Source organism: Streptomyces sulfonofaciens (assembly GCF_014656295.1).
Lineage (GTDB): Bacteria > Actinomycetota > Actinomycetes > Streptomycetales > Streptomycetaceae > Streptomyces > Streptomyces sulfonofaciens.
Map to the genome: position 1 here is coordinate 261985 of NZ_BNCD01000012.1, position 18430 is coordinate 280414.

General features: G+C 73.2%; 14 protein-coding genes and 1 pseudogene. 7 read left to right on the forward strand and 8 right to left on the reverse strand.

Annotated elements, in window-relative coordinates; all coding sequences use genetic code 11:
- Positions 1 to 63: 63 nt before the first annotated feature.
- On the reverse strand, positions 64 to 1554 hold the full coding sequence (locus tag IE313_RS20810; protein ID WP_189934410.1) for a M1 family metallopeptidase: 1491 nt from the start codon (positions 1552 to 1554) through the stop codon (positions 64 to 66).
- A gap of 263 nt (positions 1555 to 1817) precedes the next feature.
- Here IE313_RS20810 and IE313_RS20815 point away from each other — a divergent pair, with 263 nt between their 5' ends.
- Positions 1818 to 3455: an ABC-F family ATP-binding cassette domain-containing protein gene (locus tag IE313_RS20815; RefSeq protein ID WP_189934412.1), complete on the forward strand. Its 1638-nt coding sequence runs from the start codon at positions 1818 to 1820 to the stop codon at positions 3453 to 3455.
- A gap of 95 nt (positions 3456 to 3550) precedes the next feature.
- On the opposite strand, the gene IE313_RS20820 is transcribed toward IE313_RS20815, so the two are convergent.
- The 4 genes from IE313_RS20820 to IE313_RS20835 form a co-directional block, all read right to left on the reverse strand.
- Complete coding sequence (locus tag IE313_RS20820; protein WP_189934414.1) at positions 3551 to 5965, reverse strand: Tex family protein; 2415 nt, start codon at positions 5963 to 5965, stop codon at positions 3551 to 3553.
- 116 nt (positions 5966 to 6081) lie between these two features.
- A complete protein-coding gene (locus tag IE313_RS20825) occupies positions 6082 to 6222 on the reverse strand; it encodes an LPFR motif small protein (RefSeq protein WP_268256722.1) in 141 nt (46 codons plus the stop codon).
- Positions 6223 to 6317: 95 nt separating this feature from the next.
- On the reverse strand, positions 6318 to 7184 hold the full coding sequence (locus tag IE313_RS20830) for an SCO6745 family protein (protein ID WP_189934416.1): 867 nt from the start codon (positions 7182 to 7184) through the stop codon (positions 6318 to 6320).
- Between the two features lie 289 nt (positions 7185 to 7473).
- Positions 7474 to 8241, reverse strand: a complete 768-nt coding sequence (locus IE313_RS20835; RefSeq protein WP_189934418.1) for an enoyl-CoA hydratase/isomerase family protein — start codon at positions 8239 to 8241, stop codon at positions 7474 to 7476.
- Positions 8242 to 8542: 301 nt separating this feature from the next.
- Here IE313_RS20835 and IE313_RS20840 point away from each other — a divergent pair.
- Positions 8543 to 9043, forward strand: a pseudogene (locus tag IE313_RS20840) (ATP-binding protein); the annotation flags it as partial.
- Positions 9044 to 9093: 50 nt separating this feature from the next.
- Here IE313_RS20840 and idi read toward each other — a convergent pair.
- The 3 genes from idi to IE313_RS20855 form a co-directional block, all read right to left on the reverse strand.
- Positions 9094 to 9687, reverse strand: coding sequence for an isopentenyl-diphosphate Delta-isomerase (idi, locus tag IE313_RS20845; RefSeq protein ID WP_189934420.1), 594 nt, complete (start codon positions 9685 to 9687; stop codon positions 9094 to 9096).
- 368 nt (positions 9688 to 10055) lie between these two features.
- Positions 10056 to 10991, reverse strand: coding sequence for a cation diffusion facilitator family transporter (locus tag IE313_RS20850; RefSeq protein ID WP_189934422.1), 936 nt, complete (start codon positions 10989 to 10991; stop codon positions 10056 to 10058).
- 176 nt (positions 10992 to 11167) lie between these two features.
- Positions 11168 to 12202 (reverse strand): NAD-dependent epimerase/dehydratase family protein, encoded by a 1035-nt coding sequence (locus IE313_RS20855; protein ID WP_189934424.1) that lies wholly within the window; start codon positions 12200 to 12202, stop codon positions 11168 to 11170.
- A gap of 647 nt (positions 12203 to 12849) precedes the next feature.
- Here IE313_RS20855 and IE313_RS20860 point away from each other — a divergent pair.
- The 5 genes from IE313_RS20860 to IE313_RS35340 all read left to right on the forward strand — a co-directional run bounded on the left by IE313_RS20860 (position 12850) and on the right by IE313_RS35340 (position 18319).
- The gene (locus IE313_RS20860) at positions 12850 to 14685 is read left to right on the forward strand and encodes a DUF5941 domain-containing protein (protein WP_189934501.1); all 1836 of its coding nucleotides are present in this window, start codon (positions 12850 to 12852) and stop codon (positions 14683 to 14685) included.
- On the forward strand, positions 14682 to 15440 hold the full coding sequence (locus tag IE313_RS20865) for a phosphocholine cytidylyltransferase family protein (RefSeq protein WP_189934426.1): 759 nt from the start codon (positions 14682 to 14684) through the stop codon (positions 15438 to 15440). Before IE313_RS20860 ends, IE313_RS20865 begins: the two co-directional genes overlap by 4 nt.
- Positions 15428 to 16492 carry an iron-containing alcohol dehydrogenase family protein gene (locus IE313_RS20870; protein ID WP_189934428.1) on the forward strand — a complete coding sequence of 355 codons (1065 nt, stop codon included), beginning with the start codon at positions 15428 to 15430 and terminating at the stop codon, positions 16490 to 16492. Before IE313_RS20865 ends, IE313_RS20870 begins: the two co-directional genes overlap by 13 nt.
- Positions 16470 to 17249, forward strand: coding sequence for a CDP-alcohol phosphatidyltransferase family protein (locus tag IE313_RS20875; protein ID WP_189934430.1), 780 nt, complete (start codon positions 16470 to 16472; stop codon positions 17247 to 17249). Before IE313_RS20870 ends, IE313_RS20875 begins: the two co-directional genes overlap by 23 nt.
- A gap of 62 nt (positions 17250 to 17311) precedes the next feature.
- Positions 17312 to 18319: a glycosyltransferase family 2 protein gene (locus IE313_RS35340; protein WP_229924820.1), complete on the forward strand. Its 1008-nt coding sequence runs from the start codon at positions 17312 to 17314 to the stop codon at positions 18317 to 18319.
- Positions 18320 to 18430 lie beyond the last annotated feature (111 nt).

The window sequence follows — 18430 nt, forward strand, 5'->3', positions numbered from 1 at the left end:
CCGGACGGACCCGCCAGGATCCCGGCGGGCGGCCTGCGCCCAAGGGATCGAAGGGACGGGACCTCAGATGCGGGACCCCGAGTGGGCCCGGGCGATCGCGGGCCAGGACCTCGGCTGCGGAACGCTCCGCGCGGCCTTGAAGCCCAGCGCCTCGGCCGCGGGGGAGGCGGGCCTGCTCGGCTGGTACAGCCACGTGTCGAAGAGGTCGGCGAGCGGCTTGCCGGACACGCGCTCGGCGTACTTCACGAAATCGCCCACCTGGGCGTTGCCGTACGCGTGCTCCTTCTGCCATCCCTTCAGGATGGCGAAGAAGTCGTCGTCGCCCACCGCGTTGCGCAGCGCCTGGAGCGCCATCGCGCCACGGTCGTAGACGGCGTCGTCGAACTGGTGCGCGGCACCGGGGTCGCCCGGGGCGACGGTCCAGAACGGGTCGTCGGCCGGGTGCTGGGCGTAGACGTAGTCCGCGAGCTCCTGCGCCGTCCCCTCGCCCTCCTTCTCCGACCAGAGCCATTCGGCGTACGAGGCGAAGCCCTCGTTCAGCCAGATGTCGGCCCAGTTGTGCACCGACACGTTGTCGCCGTACCACTGGTGCGCCAGCTCGTGCACGATCACGGAGACGTTCGAGCCCTTGGTGAAGAACTTCGGGCTGTAGAACGGCCGCGTCTGCGTCTCCAGGGCGAAGCCGGCGCTCACGTTGGGGACGTAGCCGCCGACCGCGTTGAACGGGTACGGGCCGAAGACGCCCTCCAGGAACTCCACCGCCTCGCTGGTCCGCTCCACGGAGGCCCGCGCCGCGTCCTTCGTGGCCGGGTCCAGGTCCTTGCTGTAGGCGTTGACGACCGGCAGCCCGTTCGCGGTGGTGCCGGTCGTGATGTCGAACCTGCCGATCGCGAGGGTCGCCAGGTAGGTGGCCTGCGGCTTGTCGGAGCGCCAGTTGTAGCGGGTCCAGCCGAGCTGGGAGGTGGTCGAGGTGAGCACGCCGTTGGAGATCGCCTGGGTGCCGTCGGGCACCGCCACCGACACGTCGTAGGTGGCCTTGTCCCGCGGGTGGTCGTTGGACGGGAACCACCACGCGGCCGACTCCGGCTCGTTCGCCGCGACGGCTCCGTCGGGCGTGCGGGCCCAGGACGTGAAACCGAAGAGCTTCACGTCGGACGGCTTGCCCGAGTAGCGCACGACTATGGTGATCGGCGTGCCCTTCGGCAGCCCGGCGGCCGGGGTGATCTCCAGCTCCTCGTCGCCGGAGGTGGCGAAGGAGGCCCTGATGCCGTTGACGCGCACCTCGCTGACCTTCAGGCCGAAGTCCAGGTCGAAGCGGGACAGGTCCTGCGTGGTGGTGGCGAGGATGGTCGCCGTGCCCTCCAGCAGGTCCGTCTTGGGCTGGTACTTCAGCCGGAGGTCGTAGTGCGAGACGTCGTAACCGCCGTTGCCGTAGGCCGGGTAGTAGGGGTCGCCGATGCCCGGCGCTCCGGGCGAGTAGCCGTCGGCCGATGCCGGGATCGCCAGCATCAGGGAGGCGGCGAGAGCGCCCGGGACGATGAGTCTGCGGTACACGAAAGCTCCAAGTCGTAAGTGGGCTCAGTCCGTTGCGTCCGAACCTTATTGAGCCCTGAACGACCGGTCATGTCCATGGCCCCACGTGTCACATGACCGCCATGCAACGGACACGGGCCCCGCGGGCCCCGCCGCCCGCTTTGACCGTCGCCGCCGGTCAGCACGCCCGCCTGCCCCCGCACGGACCCCGGGGCGGCCCGTGCGGGGGCAGGCGGAAAACGGGCGGAAACCCCGGCGCACCGGTCGCTAAGATCGGCTCCCTGATGACTGCCACACTTGTCGCCAAGGACCTCGCCGCGGGGCACGGCGACCGCTTGCTCTTCTCCGGGCTCGACCTCGTCGTCGCGCCCGGCGACGTGATCGGCCTGGTCGGAGCCAACGGCGCCGGCAAGTCGACGCTGCTGCGCCTGCTCGCCGGCCTCGACACCCCCGAACAGGGCGCGCGAAGCCTGTCGCCGCCCACCGCCACCGTCGGACACCTGCCCCAGGAGCCCGAGCGGCGCCCCGGTGAGAGCATCCGCGCCTTCCTCGCCCGGCGCACCGGCGTGGCCGAGGCACAGCGCGCCATGGACGCAGCCACCGAGGCGCTGGTCGCGGGTGCCCCGGGCGCCGACGACGCCTACGCGACCGCTCTGGAGCGCTGGCTCGGCCTGGGCGGTGCCGACCTCGACGAACGAGCCGAGGAGACGGCGGAGTCACTCGGCCTCGGTATCGGCCTCGACAGCCCGATGACGGCCCTCTCGGGCGGCCAGGCCGCCCGCGCCTCGCTCGCCTCGCTGCTGCTCTCCCGTTACGACGTCTTCCTGCTGGACGAGCCCACCAACGACCTCGACCTCGACGGCCTGCAACGCCTGGAGCGGTTCGTGGGCGGCCTGCGCGCCGGCACGGTCGTGGTCAGCCACGACCGCGAGTTCCTCACCCGCACCGTCACCAGGGTGCTGGAACTCGACCTCGCCCAGCAGCAGGTCAACCTCTACGGCGGCGGCTACGCGGCCTATCTGGAGGAGCGCGAGACGGCCCGCAGGCACGCCCGCGAGGACTTCGAGGAGTACGCGGACAAGAAGGCCGCGCTGGAGGGCCGGGCCCGGATGCAGCGTGCCTGGATGGACAAGGGCGTCAGGAACGCCCGCCGCAAGGCCACGGACAACGACAAGATCGCCCGTAGGCACCGCACGGAGACGAGCGAGAAGCAGGCCGCCAAGGCCCGTCAGACCCAGCGCCTCATCGAGCGGCTCGACACAGTCGAGGAGCCCCGCAAGGAGTGGGAGCTGCGCATGGAGATCGCGGCGGCGCCCCGCTCCGGTGACGTGGTCGCCACCCTGCGGGACGCCGAGGTGCGCCGCGGCGACTTCGTCCTCGGCCCCGCGTCGCTCCAGATCGACTGGGCGGACCGGGTCGCGATCACCGGTGCCAACGGTGCCGGCAAGTCCACCCTGCTCGGCGCGCTGCTCGGCCGCCTGCCGCTGACCGCGGGGCACGCGGCACTGGGCGCCGGAGTGGTGGTCGGCGAGGTGGACCAGGCACGCGGGCTGTTCCACGGCCCCGACGCGCTGCTGGACGCCTTCCGTGCCGCGGTGCCCGGCACCGAGCCCGCCGAGGTGCGCACCCTGCTGGCCAAGTTCGGCCTGAGGGCCGACCACGTGCTGCGCCCGGCCGCGACCCTCTCACCGGGCGAACGCACCCGCGCCGCACTTGCGCTGCTCCAGGGCCGCGGCGTCAACCTCCTCGTCCTGGACGAGCCGACCAACCACCTCGACCTGCCGGCCATCGAACAGCTCGAGTCCGCCCTCGCCGGATATCAGGGCACGCTCCTCCTGGTCACCCATGACCGCCGCATGCTCGACGCGGTCCGCACCACCCGCCGCATCGAGGTCGCCGCCGGCGGGCTCACCGAACTCTGAGCCCGCCGCCCCGCATCCGCCCGGGCGCCGGTGCGGGGCCCGGAGCCCGGTGCCGCCGACCGCCCGGCCGGCGGCACCGCGGCACCGGGCCGACGTCACTTGCGGCGGGGGTCCACCAGGCCGGCTCGTCGCAGCGCGTCGGCCATCGCGCTGTTGGCCGGCGCCGGCGCCCCCTGGCGCCCGCGCCCCTGCTGGCCGCCCTGCCGCGCCCCGCCCTGCCGGGTGCCGCCCTGCCGGCCGCCTCCCTGCCGGGGCCCGCGCTGCCGCCCGCCGCCCGCGGGGGAGGACGCGCCGGCGGCCGCCTCGTCGTCGAGCCGGAGCGTCAGCGAGATCCGCTTGCGGGGGATGTCGACGTCGAGGACCTTCACCTTGACGATGTCGCCGGGCTTGGCGACGTCCCGCGGGTCCTTCACGAACGTCCTGGACATCGCGGAGACGTGCACCAGGCCGTCCTGGTGCACCCCGACGTCCACGAACGCGCCGAAGGCCGCGACGTTGGTGACGACCCCCTCCAACACCATGCCGGGCGCCAGGTCGGAGATCTTCTCCACGCCCTCCTTGAACGCGGCCGTCCTGAAGGCCGGACGCGGGTCGCGGCCCGGCTTCTCCAGCTCGCGCAGGATGTCCGTCACCGTCGGCAGGCCGAAGGTGTCGTCCACGAACTCGTCCGGGCGAAGCGAGCGCAGTGAGCCCGTGTTGCCGATCAGCGAGGCGACGTCGCCGCCGGTCTTCTGCACCATCCTGCGCACCACCGGATATGCCTCGGGGTGCACGCTCGACGCGTCCAGCGGGTCGTCGCCGCCGCGGATGCGCAGGAAGCCCGCACACTGCTCGTACGCCTTGGGGCCGAGCCTGGCGACGTCCTTGAGGGCCTTGCGGGAGCGGAAGGGGCCGTGGGAGTCGCGGTGCGCCACGATGTTCTCGGCGAGTCCGCCGCCGATGCCCGAGACCCGGGCGAGCAGCGGCGCCGAGGCGGTGTTCACGTCCACGCCGACGCCGTTCACGCAGTCCTCCACGACCGCGTCGAGGGAGTGCGACAGCTTCACTTCGGAGAGGTCGTGCTGGTACTGGCCCACGCCGATCGACTTGGGGTCGATCTTCACCAGCTCGGCCAGCGGGTCCTGGAGGCGGCGTGCGATGGACACCGCGCCGCGCAGCGACACGTCCATCTCCGGCAGCTCCTGCGAGGCGAAGGCCGAGGCCGAGTACACCGAGGCACCGGCCTCCGAGACCATCACCTTGGTGAGCTTCAGCTCCGGGTGGCGGGAGATCAGGTCACCGGCGAGCTTGTCCGTCTCGCGGGACGCCGTGCCGTTGCCGATCGCCACCAGCTCGACCGCGTGCTCCCTGGCCAGCCTCTCCAGCTTGGCGATGGACTCGTCCCACCGGTTCTGCGGGACGTGCGGGTAGATGACGTCGGTGGCGACCACCTTGCCCGTGGCGTCCACCACGGCGACCTTGACACCGGTGCGGAATCCGGGGTCGAGGCCGAGCGTCGCGCGGGTGCCGGCGGGAGCCGCCAGCAGCAGGTCGCGCAGGTTCGCCGCGAAGACGCCCACCGCCTCGTCCTCCGCGGCGGTGCGCAGCCGCATCCTCAGGTCGAGGCCGAGGCGCACCAGGATGCGGGTGCGCCAGGCCCAGCGCACCGTCTCCTGGAGCCACTTGTCCGCCGGCCGGCCGCGCTCGGCGATACCGAACCTGGAGGCGATGAGCGGCTCGTACGACGAGGTCGCCGCGGGGCCTGCGGTGCCTTCGTCCGACGCCTCCTCCGGCTCCAGGACGAGGTCGAGGACCTCCTCCTTCTCGCCGCGCAGCATCGCCAGGATCCGGTGCGAGGGAAGCTCGGTGAACGGCTCGGCGAAGTCGAAGTAGTCGGAGAACTTGGCGCCCGCCTCCTCCTTGCCCTCCCGCACCCGGGCGACCAGCCGTCCGCGGGTCCACATCCGCTCGCGCAGCTCGCCGATCAGGTCGGCGTCCTCCGAGAAGCGCTCGGCGAGGATCGCACGCGCGCCCTCCAGGGCGGCCGCCGTGTCGGGCACGCCCCTGCCGTCGTCGACGAAGGCCGCTGCGGCGGCCGACGGCTCCACCGAGGGATCGCCGAGCAGGCCGTCGGCGAGCGGCTCCAGACCCGCCTCGCGCGCGATCTGGGCCTTGGTACGCCGCTTGGGCTTGAAGGGCAGGTAGATGTCCTCCAGGCGCGCCTTGGTGTCCGCCGAGCGGATCTGCGCCTCGACCTCCTCGGTGAGCTTGCCCTGCTCGCGCACCGAGTCGAGGATCGCGGTGCGGCGCTCCTCCAGCTCCCGCAGGTAGCGCAGCCGCTCCTCGACGGTGCGCAACTGCGCGTCGTCGAGCATGTCGGTGGCTTCCTTGCGGTAGCGGGCGATGAAGGGCACCGTCGAACCGCCGTCCAGCAGGTCGACGGCCGCCTTCACCTGCCGCTCCCGTACGCCGAGCTCCTCGGCGATCCTGCCTTCGATGGACCCTGCCTGGGGTGCCGCGGGTGTCGTCACGATCCCGTACCGCCTTCTCCACTGAGGTTGCGCGGCAATTGTGGCAGGCGGCACCGACAGCTCGGGCCCAGGGCACACACTCGCGTGCCGCCGGGCCCGGTGCGCGGCCGGACGCGTCAGATCCGGCGGGTCCGGCCGCCGCGGCCGGCGCCGGCCACGCCGCCGAACAGGCGGGCGACCGCTCGGAACGGCAGCGTCACCACCGCCGCCAGGGTCGCGCCGATCTGTCGCAGTACATCGGCTATGGCGCGCAACACGGATGTCCCCTTCCGTCGTTTTTCCTCTTCTTTCTCCACTTCTCCAACTGGCCGCCGGGGCACCGGGCTCCGGCGGACAGGACACGGGTACCTCGTCACCTGCCGAACATGCCTTCAGGGAACGCCCCGGCGCTGAGCGCGGGCATGAGGAAGCCGGTGGCGAGTTCGGTGAGGCGTTCGACCCCTGCGGCGCCCAGGTGTTCGTACGGGCCGCGGTCGAGCCGGTCGGTCTCCGCCTCGATGCCGCGCCGCAGCAGGACGCCCTCGGCCGTCAGTTCGCCTTCGGGGCCGAGCAGTCCACGCCCCCGCAGCCGTTCGCCCGCCGCGTCCCACTCCGCGCTGTTCCAGCCGCGGGTGCGCAGCACCCAGGCGGGCGTCATGCCCTTGCCGGTGGCCGTGTGGCTCAGCAGGGCCTCGACGGGGTCGAGCTCGGCGGCCAGCAGCACGGCCAGGTGCGCGTCGCCGCGGTGCTCCCGCAGCAGCGTGGCCGCGTACCAGAAGGCGAGATGCGGTTCTCCGGGCACCGGCAGGTCCGCGTGGGCCGCGTACAGGGGCCGGCCCTGGGGCGTGCAGCCCTCGGTGGCGCGCAGCGCGAGCGAGGCCGCCTCCGCCATCGCCGCCGAGGCCACCGCCTCGGCGCCGAGCAGCCGCCGCAAGGTGGCGTCCACGGCGCGCAGGCGTGCCGCGAGGACCTGTTCCACGGTCGCGGTCCGCCACAGCGCGGGCAGGTGCCGGGCGACCAGCTCGTGCTTGAAGTTGTAGAACGCGGCGGTCACCGTGCCCGCACCGACCGGGCCGAACGCGGCCGCGCGCACCGCGAAGTAGGCCGCGCCGGGGGCCTCGACGCCCAGGGCGGCCAGCTCCCGAGCGAGGTCGGGGGAGAAGTAGTGCGCCGAGTGCAGCGGATTGACGACGTTGTGGCAGCGGCGGCCGGCACGGTCGGGCGGTGTGGTGGTGGTCATGCGGGCACGTTACCGACCGGTCAGTATGAGGGGGAACCCGCCTGCCCCGTCCGGCTGGCGGCCGCGGTGTGCGGGGCGGTCGTGGTGCCTGGGCCGTTCGCGGTGTGCGGGGTGGTCGTGGTGCCTGGACCGGTCGTGGCGCTGGTGGGTGTGGCGGTGGCGGTAGCGGTTCGCGGGCGGGGACGCCGGGGCTTGCGGACGGTGTGGGTGCCCGTGCCCGTGCCCGTGTCCGCGCCGGTGCGGGTGCGGGCACGGGTGTGGCTCTGCGCGTGTCGTGCGGGCCGTGCGTTCACCCGGCCGGACGCCAGGGGAACCGCGGACTCCTGCGCTCCAGGAAGGCGGCCGCCCCCTCCGCCGTCTCCCCGCCGACCCGCGCCTGCTCGGCCCAGTGGGCGGCCCGGTCCGTCCGTCCCGCGAGGAACTCCTTGGCCGCGACCTGGGTCAGTTGCGAGCGCGACGCGAGGATCCGGGCGAAGGCGTCGACGCGTCCGCCGAACGCGTCCGCCGGAAGCACCTCGTTGACGAGGCCCATGCCCAGCGCACGCTCCGCGCCGACCAACTCACCGGAGAACAGGAGGTACTTGGCGGTGGCGGGGCCGACCAGATCGGCCAGCCTGCGGGTGGCGGACGGGGCGTAGACCACACCGAGGCGGGCCGGGGTGACGCCGAAGAGTGCGTTCTCGTCCGCGAACCTGAGGTCGCACGCCACCGCGAGCTGACAGCCGCCGCCCACGCAGGGACCGCGTACCGCGGCCAGCGTCGGCAGGGGGAAGGCGGCGAGCGCCTCCTCGGCGAGCACGGCGAGCTGCTGCGGCCCCATGGAGTCCGGTCCCGCACCGGCGGCCGCCCGCAGCGAGGAGATGTCCGCGCCCGCGCAGAAGGTGCCGCCGTCGCCGGTGAGCACGAGGACGCGCACCTCCGGGTCGGCGGCGAGCTTGTCCAGCAGCGGCGGCAGAGCCTGCCACATGGCCGGGGTCATCGCGTTCCGCTTGGCGGGATGGTGGATGACGACGGTGGCGACGCCGGACTCGACGCTGTGCAGCAACTGGGGCTCCATGCCCCGGATGCTAGGCCGTGCGCGGCGTACCCGTCCGGCACTCCGGTGTTCCGGGGGCCGCCACGGGCGGCGGCCCGCCCCGCGTGGGCGTTACAGAGCGTGATCAATACCCGTACAACCTGAAAAAGACCGCAACCGGGTGGAAGAAGGGCAGGACCGGTCGCTGTGCCGTCCCTGCCAGGCGGTGACGGTCGAATCCCGTCGATACCCGCCGAGTTCTGTGCAGTCATCCGTGAGTGCGGCCTGCGTTCCCAACACTCGGGGTGTGCTGACAACCGAGCGTAAGGACGGCGACCTGACGATGGACAGCGACGGGTGGAGAGACCTTCCACGCCCCCAGGGCAGCGGGGGAGCACCACCCGGGCCGGCGGGCGGCAGGACCGCCGCCCGTCCGTACGAGGGCGTCTGGCGCTTCACCGCCCCCGCCGTCGACGCCTCGGTGCCGCAGGCCCGGCACGCCGTGCGCGAGCTGCTGGCCCGGCAGGGCGTCCCGGCGGCCGACGAGGTGCTGCACGGGCTGCTGCTGATCGTCTCCGAGCTGGTCACCAACGCCGTACGGCACGCGGCGCTGCTCTCGCCGATAGTGGCCGTAGAGGTCGGGGTGGGCTCCGAATGGGTGCGGGTCTCCGTCGAGGACAACCACCCCTACCGCCCCACCGCTCTGATCGCCGACCACGGGCAGACCGGCGGCCGCGGGCTGCTGCTGGTCCGCGAGATCGCCCGGGAGGCGGGCGGTGTGTGCGACGTGGCGCAGACCGCGAACGGCGGAAAGATCATCTGGGCCGCGCTGCCCCTGCGCCCCCCGACGCCCGGCCGGGGCCAGGGCCGCCGGCGGGCCGCCGAGGGGATGGTTCACCAGCCGGTGGCCGGGCCGGTCAGCTCCCTGATCGCGGGCCGTGCCGCGTCCAGCACGGTCATGAACCAGGCGGAGAACGGGTCCTGAGCATGCCGCCCGGCCAGCTCAGGGGCGGTCACGAAGGCCGTCGCGCCGATCTCCGCGGGATCCGGCCGCAGGCTCTGCTGGACCAGGCCGACGAACAGGTGGTTGAACTCCTGCTCGACGAGGCCGGAGGCCGGATCCGGGTGGTTGTAGCGGACCGTGCCGGCCTCGGCGAGCAGCGAGGGGGACACCCCCAGCTCCTCCTGGGTGCGGCGGGCGGCGGCCGCGAAGGGGGCCTCGCCGGGGTAGGGATGGCCGCAGCAGGAGTTCGACCAGACACCGGGGGAGTGGTACTTGCCGAGCGCACGCTGCTGGAGCAGCAACCGGCCCGCCGCGTCGAAGAGGAACACCGAGAACGCCCGGTGCAGCCGGCCCGGTGGCTGATGGGCGGCGAGTTTCTCCGCCGTGCCGATCGTGGTGCCGTCCTCGTCGACCAGCTCGAGCAGGATCGCGTCGGCGGATCCGTTCGGTGAACGGTGGTCCGCGGTGGCAGGTGTGATAGGCATACCCATCCTTCGCCTCGTTCTCGAACCTCAAGTCTGCCGTACGGTGCCGACACTCCCGGTACCGGCCGGGTCCCCGCATGTCCCGCCGCGCCGGCAGCGCAAGCGCGGACTCCGCGGCGGGCTCCCGGCGTGGCAGGAGCCCTGATCCTGCCCTCCGGCCCCGGCCCGGAACCGTCCGGGGCCGGGCCGTGGACGCGCACGCGCGGTCCGGCCCCGGGCCGTGCGAGCAGGGCGCGGCGCGGCGCCTGCGCGCGCCCCCGGCGGCTGCCCCGCGGGCACCATGGGGCACCCCGGCGTATCCCGGGGCAGGCGTCCCGCGGGCGCGCGCCCCGGTGCACCCGAGCACCCTGGCGTGGCGGGGGCGCGGCTCAGGTGCAGAGGCCCGCCTCGTGCTCCGCGTGGCCCCCCGGTTCCAGTTGAAAGGTGCAGTGCTCGACGTCGAAGTGGTGGCCGAGGCAGTTCTGCAGCTCGTGCAGCATCCGCTCGTGTCCCGGGTCCGTGAGGGCGTCGGAGCTGACCACCACGTGCGCGGACAGCACCGGCATGCCCGAGGTGATCGTCCAGGCATGCAGGTCGTGCACGTCCTCCACGCCCGGCAGCGCCAGGATGTGGGCGCGCACATCGGCCATGTCGACGTCCTCGGGCGCGGCCTCCAGCAGGACGTTCAGCGTCTCGCGCAGCAGCTTCACGGTCCGCGGGACGATCATCACGGCGATCACCAGCGAGGCGATCGGGTCGGCGGCCTGCCAGCCGGTCGTCAGGATCACCGCCGCCGAGATCAGCACCGCCACCGAGCCCAGTGCGTCGGCGGCCACCTCCAGGAAGGCGCCGCGGACGTTGATGCTCTCCTGCCGTCCGCGCATCAGCAGCGTCAGCGAGACCATGTTCGCGACGAGGCCGAAGAGGGCGAAGGCCACCACGAGGCCGCCGGTGGTCTCCGCGGGGGTGAGGAAGCGGGCGACCGCCTCGTACACCACGTAACTGCCGACGCCGAGCAGCAGCAGACAGTTGGCGAGGGCCGCCAGGATCTCCGCACGGGCGTAGCCGAAGGTACGCCTGCCGGTCGGCGGGCGGGCCGCGAAGTGGATCGCGAGCAGCGCCATCGCGAGGCCGAGCGCGTCGGTGGCCATGTGCGCCGCGTCCGCGATCAGGGCCAGCGAGTCGGCCAGCAGACCGCCGGCGATCTCCGCGAGCGTGATGACCAGCGTGATCGACAGTGCGATCCGCAGCCGCCCGCGGTAGGCCTGCGCCGCGGTACCCGTGTGGGCGCCGTGCGCATGCCCGTGATCGTGCCCAGCCCCCATGCGCGCTTCCTCCGCCTCGGTCGACCCGTCGTCCACGACCTGCCCGACGCTCTTCAGTGAACTACGCCCCGGCGATACCGGGCAACTCGGTACTGAACACCGTTGTCACTGTTCTGACCTGCGCAAACGAAGTGCAGGTCAGAGCGCCGGGCGGGTGTCTGCCGCCGGGCGCGGCATCATCGGGCGGCGGCCTGCGGGTGGTGCTGGAGCCAGCCCTGCCAGGCGGACTCGACCATCTCGCGCACGCCGCGCCGGGCGCGCCAGCCCAGCACCTCGGCGGCCCGGTCCGCGGCCGCCACGGCCCGCGGTGCGTCGCCCGGGCGGCGGGCCTCGACCAGGGCCGGACGGGTGTCGCCGGTGACCTCGCCGATCAGGCCGATCAGCTCCCGGACGGACACGCCCTCGCCGCGTCCGATGTTCACCGTGAGATCGCCCCCGCCGTCCGCGCCGTGCGCCCCCCTGCTGAGGTCCGCGCCCGGGGCGTCGCCCGCACCGGTGCCGGCGAGCAGGCGGGCCGCCGCCAGGTGGGCGTCGGCGAGGTCGGCGACGTGGATGTAGTCACGGACGCAGCTTCCGTCCGGCGTCGGGTAGTCGGCACCGAAGATCCGGGGGGCCTCGCCGCGGGTGAGCCGGTCGAAGACCATCGGGATGACGTTGGACACGCCGGTGTCCGCGAGCCGGGGCTCGGCCGCCCCCGCGACGTTGAAGTAGCGCAGACAGGCCGTCCGGATGCCGTGCGCCCGGCCCGCGGCCCGGACCAGCCACTCACCGGCGAGCTTGGTCTCCCCGTACGGGTTCATCGGGGCACAGGGCGTGTCCTCGGTGATCAGGTTCACATCGGGATTGCCGTAGACGGCGGCGGAGGAGGAGAAGACGAACCGCGTGATCCCGGCCGCCGCCACCGCTTCGAGGAGCGCGGCGAGGCCACCGATGTTGTCCCGGTAGTACCGCAGCGGCTGCTCCACGGACTCGCCGACCTGCTTGTGCGCCGCGAGGTGCACCACGCCCGTCACCCCGTGCTCCAAGCACAGCCGCTTCAGCAGTCCCTCGTCCGAGACGGAGCCCCGGACCACCGGGACCTCGGGCGCCAGGCGCTCGCGCACCCCCGTCGAGAAGTCGTCGAGCACGACCACCCGCTCGCCCGTGCCTGTCATGGCCCGCACCACATGGGCCCCGATGTAGCCGGCTCCGCCGGTGATAAGCCACGTCATGGGCGCCAGACTATGCCGGACCCGGCGAATCGCCCGCGCCCCGGTCCGGGCCCGGCCCCAGGCAAGGACCGTCCGGCCCCGCCCTCCGGCCTGCGCGGTCCCGAGCCCCTTCGAGCCTTGCCGAGACCTCCTCCAGTCCCTCGTGGTCCCGTCCGGGGTCCCTTGGCGCGCGCCCGCTCCCCGGCCGCCGCCGCGCCCGCCCTCCGGCCCCCGCCCCGCCCCGGGGCGACGTGCGCCGTGCGCGGCGGCCCGGCCGGGTCGCGCGGGCGCCGACCGCCGGGCTCGCCCGCCTCGGCCGTGTGCGCATCCGTCCCGCGTGCGTCCGTCCCACGCAGGTCCCCGCGTACGTCGTCCCGGGGCCCCGGGTGTGCCGGATGTGCCGGGCGCCCCGGGTGTGCCGGGTCACCCGAGTGGCGGCGCGCGGCCGCGCGTGGTGGCACGGGTGGTGGGAACGGGGCGTCCCGGCCGCCCTCCGCCCGCCGGAGCCCGGGGCTGCGCCGATCGGAGCGTGAACGGCCGGTGAACACCCTCTTCCCGTCATCCGATAGCCTCTGCCGACATGCCGCCCGGCCGTCCCGGCCAGGAGCGCCCCCGTCCCGCACATGCCCCGGTGCCCCGACGCGCCGGCCCCCAAGGAGTGAGTTCGTCTGTCGACCGCCATCCTCACCGGCCAGCCGGTCCCCGGATCATCGCTCGAAGACGATCTGCGGTCACTCGGCTTCGACGTGCGCCACGCCACAGGCACCGCGGACGTCCGGACGCTGCTCACCGACGTCCCGGCAGGACAGCGCACGGCCGTGGTCGACACCCGCTTCGTCGGCCACCGGCACGCCCTGCGGCTCGGCCTGACCGACCCCCGCTTCCCGGCCGGCACGGTGCCCGGCGCCGTCGCGGTCCAGGGCGGCGCCCGCCAGGAGCTCCTGCGCGCCCTGGCCGCCGAGGAGGAGACGCGCCCGGCAGGCCCGGCCTCCGCCGGCACCGTGGCCACCGCCCTCACCGACCGCCTCACCGCGGCCCTGGAGGCCGGAGGCACGCCGGTGCACCGCCCGGAGCTCGGCACCCTCGTCGCCGCCGTCCCCGAGGACCCGCAGGCCCGCAACGAGGCCCGGCAGGCCGTCGCCGCCGTCGACGAGGAAGACGTCCGGCTGCGCAGCGCCGTGAAGTCGCGCGACGGGTTCTTCACCACGTTCTGCATCAGCCCCTACTCGCGCTACCTGGCCCGCTGGTGCGCCCGCCGCGGCCTGACGCCCAATCAGGTGACGACGGCGTCGCTGCTCACCGCGCTGATCGCTGCCGGCTGCGCGGCCACCGGCACCCGGGTCGGCTACATCGCCGCGGGCGTGCTGCTGCTCTGCTCCTTCGTGCTCGACTGCACCGACGGGCAGCTCGCCCGCTACGCGCTGAAGTACTCGACGCTCGGCGCCTGGCTCGACGCCACGTTCGACCGGGCCAAGGAGTACGCCTACTACGCGGGACTCGCCCTCGGCGCGGCGGCCGGCAGCGGCGCGGGGGCAGGCGACGACGTGTGGGCGCTGGCGCTCGGTGCGATGGTGCTGCAGACCTGCCGCCACGTCGTCGACTTCTCGTTCAACGAGGCCAACCACGACGCGACTGCCAACACCAGCCCCACCGCCGCGCTGTCGGACCGGCTCGACAGCGTCGGCTGGACCGTCTGGCTGCGGCGGATGATCGTGCTGCCGATCGGCGAGCGCTGGGCGCTGATAGCGGTGCTCACCGCCGCGACGACACCCCGGATCACGCTGGTGGTGCTGCTCATCGGCTGTGCGTTCGCGGCCTGTTACACCACCGCGGGCCGGGTGCTGCGCTCGCTCACCAGGCGGGCGCGGCGCACCGACCGGGCGGCGGGGGCGCTCGCGGACCTCGCCGACCGCGGGATCCTCGCGGCGGCCTTCTCCGCCGCCGCACAGCGCCTCGCGCCCCGGTTCCCGTCGTTCGCGCCGCCCGCGATCGCCCTGCTCGGCGGTGCGGCCGTCGTCGCGGTCAGCGCCTTCACCCCCTTCGGTGACACCTGGCCGGTCGTCGCCGCCTGCGTGTACTGCGCCGCCGCCGGACTCGCCACCGCGCGGCCCCTCAAGGGCGCCCTGGACTGGCTGGTGCCGCCCTTCTTCCGGGCCGCCGAGTACGGCACCGTCCTGGTGCTCGCCGCCCGCGCGGAGGTGAACGGCGCCTTGCCCGCGGCTTTCGGGCTGGTGGCCGCCGTCGCCTACCATCACTACGACACGGTGTACCGCATCCGCGGGAACGCCGGGGCACCTCCGTACTGGCTGGTGCGCTCGATCGGCGGGCACGAGGGCCGGACACTTCTGGTCACCGTTCTCGCCGCGGTGCTCACCGCCACAGGTTTCACCGCCGCGCTCACGGTCCTGGCCGTGCTCGTGGCCCTCGTGGTGCTGGCCGAAAGCGTCCGCTTCTGGATCTCCTCGGCGGCACCCGCAGTACACGACGAAGGAGAACCCGCATGATCGGCCTCGTGCTGGCGGCCGGCGCCGGACGGCGTCTGCGTCCCTACACCGACAGCCTCCCCAAGGCTCTGGTGCCGGTCGGCCGCGCGGGCATAGAGGCCGAGGACGGCCCCACGGTGCTCGACCTGACGCTCGCCAACTTCGCCGAGGTCGGTCTCACCGAGGCCGCGATCATCGTCGGGTACCGCAAGGAGGCCGTCTACGCGCGCAAGGCGATCCTGGAGGCCAGGTACGGCATCGAGCTCACGCTGATCGACAACGACAAGGCGGAGGAGTGGAACAACGCCTACTCCCTCTGGTGCGGCCGGGACGCCGTCCGGCACAGCGTGATCCTCGCCAACGGCGACACGATCCACCCGGTCTCCGTGGAGCGCACCCTGCTCGACGCGCGTGACGGCGAAAAGAAGATCATCCTCGCCCTCGACACGGTGAAGCAACTGGCCGACGAGGAGATGAAGGTCGTCGCCGACCCCGTCAAGGGCGTCCGCAGGATCACCAAGCTGATGGACCCCGCCGAGGCCACCGGGGAGTACATCGGCGTCACCCTCATCGAGGGCGAGGCCGCTCCCGAGCTCGCCGACGCGCTCAGGGTCACCTACGAGCGCGACCCCCAGCTCTACTACGAGGACGGCTACCAGGAGCTGGTGAACCGCGGCTTCAGGATCGACGTGGCGCCCATCGGCGATGTGCCGTGGGTCGAGATCGACGACCACGACGACCTGGCCCGGGGACGGGAGATCGTATGCCGGTACTGACCAGGCTGATCCCCTCACCCGTCGTCGTCGACATCCGGCGCGGCGCGCTCGACGACCTTGCCGCGATCCTGTCCGACCAGCGCATCGCCCCCTCCGGACGGATGGCATTCGCCATCAGCGGCGGGTCCGGGCAGGCCCTGCGCGAGCGGTTCGCACCCACACTGCCCGGCGCGGACTGGTTCGACGACGCAGACGGAACCATCGACGGCGCCGTGCGGCTGGCCGATTCGATCAAGAAGGCCGGCCACTACGACACGGTGGTCGGACTCGGCGGCGGCAAGATCATCGACTGTGCCAAGTACGCGGCGGCGCGTGTGGGCCTGCCGTTGGTCGCCGTGGCCACCAACCTCGCCAACGACGGGCTGTGCTCGCCGGTGGCCACCCTCGACAACGACGCAGGCCGCGGTTCCTACGGTGTGCCCAACCCGATAGGGATCGTCATCGACCTGGACGTCATCCGGGACGCTCCGGTGCGCTACGTGCGGGCCGGTATCGGGGACGTGATCTGCAAGATCTCCGCCGTGGCCGACTGGGAGCTGTCGCACCGGGAGACCGGCGAACAGATCGACGGTCTGGCCGCGGCCATGGCCCGCCAGGCGGCAGAGGCGGTACTGCGCCATCCCGGCGGCGTCGGCGACGACGACTTCCTGACCACGCTCTCCGAGGCCCTGGTCCTGTGCGGCATCTCCATGTCCGTGGCCGGTGACAGCCGGCCCGCGTCCGGTGCCTGCCACGAGATCAGCCATGCGTTCGACCTGGTGTTCCCCAAACGCTGTGCCCTGCACGGCGAGCAGTGCGGTCTCGGCGGTGCGTTCGCCACCTATCTGCGGGGCGACCACGACATGGCCCGGCAGATGGCCGGCGTCCTGCGCCAGCACGGCCTGCCCGTGCTGCCCGAGGAGATCGGCTTCACGGCGGACGAGTTCATCCAGGTGGTGGAGTTCGCCCCGAAGACCCGCCCCGGCCGCTACACCATCCTCGAACACCTCGACCTGTCCACCCATGAGATCAAGGACCGATACGCCGACTATGCCAAGGCCATCAGTAGCTGAACTCCGTCCCGTCGTTCACCCCGCAGGGGTGAAGGACCGGCGCAGCGGTGAGCATTGGGGGGGACGCCTGTACATGCGGGAAATCTCGCTGCGGGTGGACCGGTACCTGGTGAACACCAGGGTCACGCCCAACCAGCTCACCTACCTGATGACCCTCTTCGGCGTCCTCGCCGCGCCGGCGCTGCTGGTGCCCGGCATCACCGGCGCGGTGCTCGGCGTGGTCGCGGTCCAGCTCTACCTGCTGCTCGACTGCGTGGACGGCGAGATTGCCCGCTGGAAGAAGCAGTTCTCGCTCGGCGGGGTGTACCTGGACCGGGTCGGCGCCTACCTGTGCGACGCCGCGGTCCTGGTCGGCCTCGGCCTGCGTGCCGCGGACCTGTGGGGGTCCGGGCGCATCGACTGGCTGTGGGCCTTCCTCGGCACGCTCGCCGCACTCGGTGCCGTCCTGATCAAGGCCGAGACCGACCTCGTCGGCGTCGCCCGGCACCAGGGCGGGCTGCCGCCCGTCAAGGAGGCGGCGAGTGAGCCCCGCTCCTCCGGCATAGCACTGGCCCGCAGGGCCGCCGCAGCACTCAAGTTCCACCGGCTGGTCCTCGGCATCGAGGCCTCGCTGCTGATCCTCGTTCTCGCGATCCTGGACGCGGTCCGCGGGGACCTGTTCTTCACCCGGCTCGGCACCGCCGTGCTCGCCGCCATCGCGCTCGTGCAGAGCCTGCTCCACCTGGTCTCCATCCTGGCGTCCAGCAGGCTGAAGTGAGGACGTCCGTGAGCCCTGACACCGAGAGCACGCCACTGAGGGTGGGTGCGGTCATCATCACCATGGGCACCCGTCCGGCCGAGCTGCGCGCGCTGATCGACTCGATCGCCAAGCAGGACGGCGACCCGGTCGAGGTGGTCGTGGTCGGCAACGGCTCACCGGTGCCCGACGTCACCGGCCTCTCCTGCCCCGTACGGACCGTGGAACTGCCCGAGAACCTGGGCATTCCGGGCGGTCGCAACGTGGGCATCGAGGCATTCCGCACCGGCTCGGACCCGGCCGCACCCGCCGGCAGCCCCCTCCAGGGCGGCGCGGCGGTCGCGGGCGGTACGGCGAGCACGCCGGGCGCGGGCGGCACGGCCGGCTCGGACCGGCCGGGCGCCGCCGGGCGGCCCCCCACCGGCGCCGGTGCCCGGTCCGGCCCCTTCGACGTGGACGTCCTGCTCTTCCTCGACGACGACGGGCTGCTCGCCCACCACGACACCGCCAAGCTGTGCCGCGAGGCATTCGCCGCCGACCCCGAGCTCGGCATCATCAGCTTCCGCATCGCCGATCCCGAGACCGGCGTCACCCAGCGCCGTCACGTTCCGCGACTGCGCGCCTCCGACCCGATGCGCTCCTCGCGCGTGACCACGTTCCTCGGCGGTGCGAACGCCGTGCGCACCCAGGTCATCGCCGACGTGGGCGGTCTGCCCGGGGACTTCTTCTACGCCCACGAGGAGACCGACCTCGCATGGCGGGCCCTGGACGCGGGCTGGATGATCGACTACCGCTCCGACATGGTCCTCTTCCACCCCGCCACCGCGCCGTCCCGGCACGCGGTCTACCACCGGATGGTGGCCCGCAACCGCGTCTGGCTGGCCCGCCGCAACCTCCCCGCCGCCCTGATCCCCGTCTACCTCGGCGTCTGGCTGCTGCTGACGCTGCTCAGGCGGCCCTCGCGCGCCGGGCTCAAGGCGTGGTTCGGCGGCTTCAGGGAGGGCTGGGCCACGGCCTGCGGACCCCGCAGGCCGATGAAGTGGCGTACGGTGTGGCGGCTGACCCGACTGGGCCGGCCCCCCATCATCTGAGAAGCTCGGATCTGAACGCAGCCGGCCGTGTCCACGGCCCCCGGCTTCCGCCCACGCCACGGCCCCGGGCTTCTGCCCACGCCCCGGAGGACCGGGCCGAAGACGACGAAA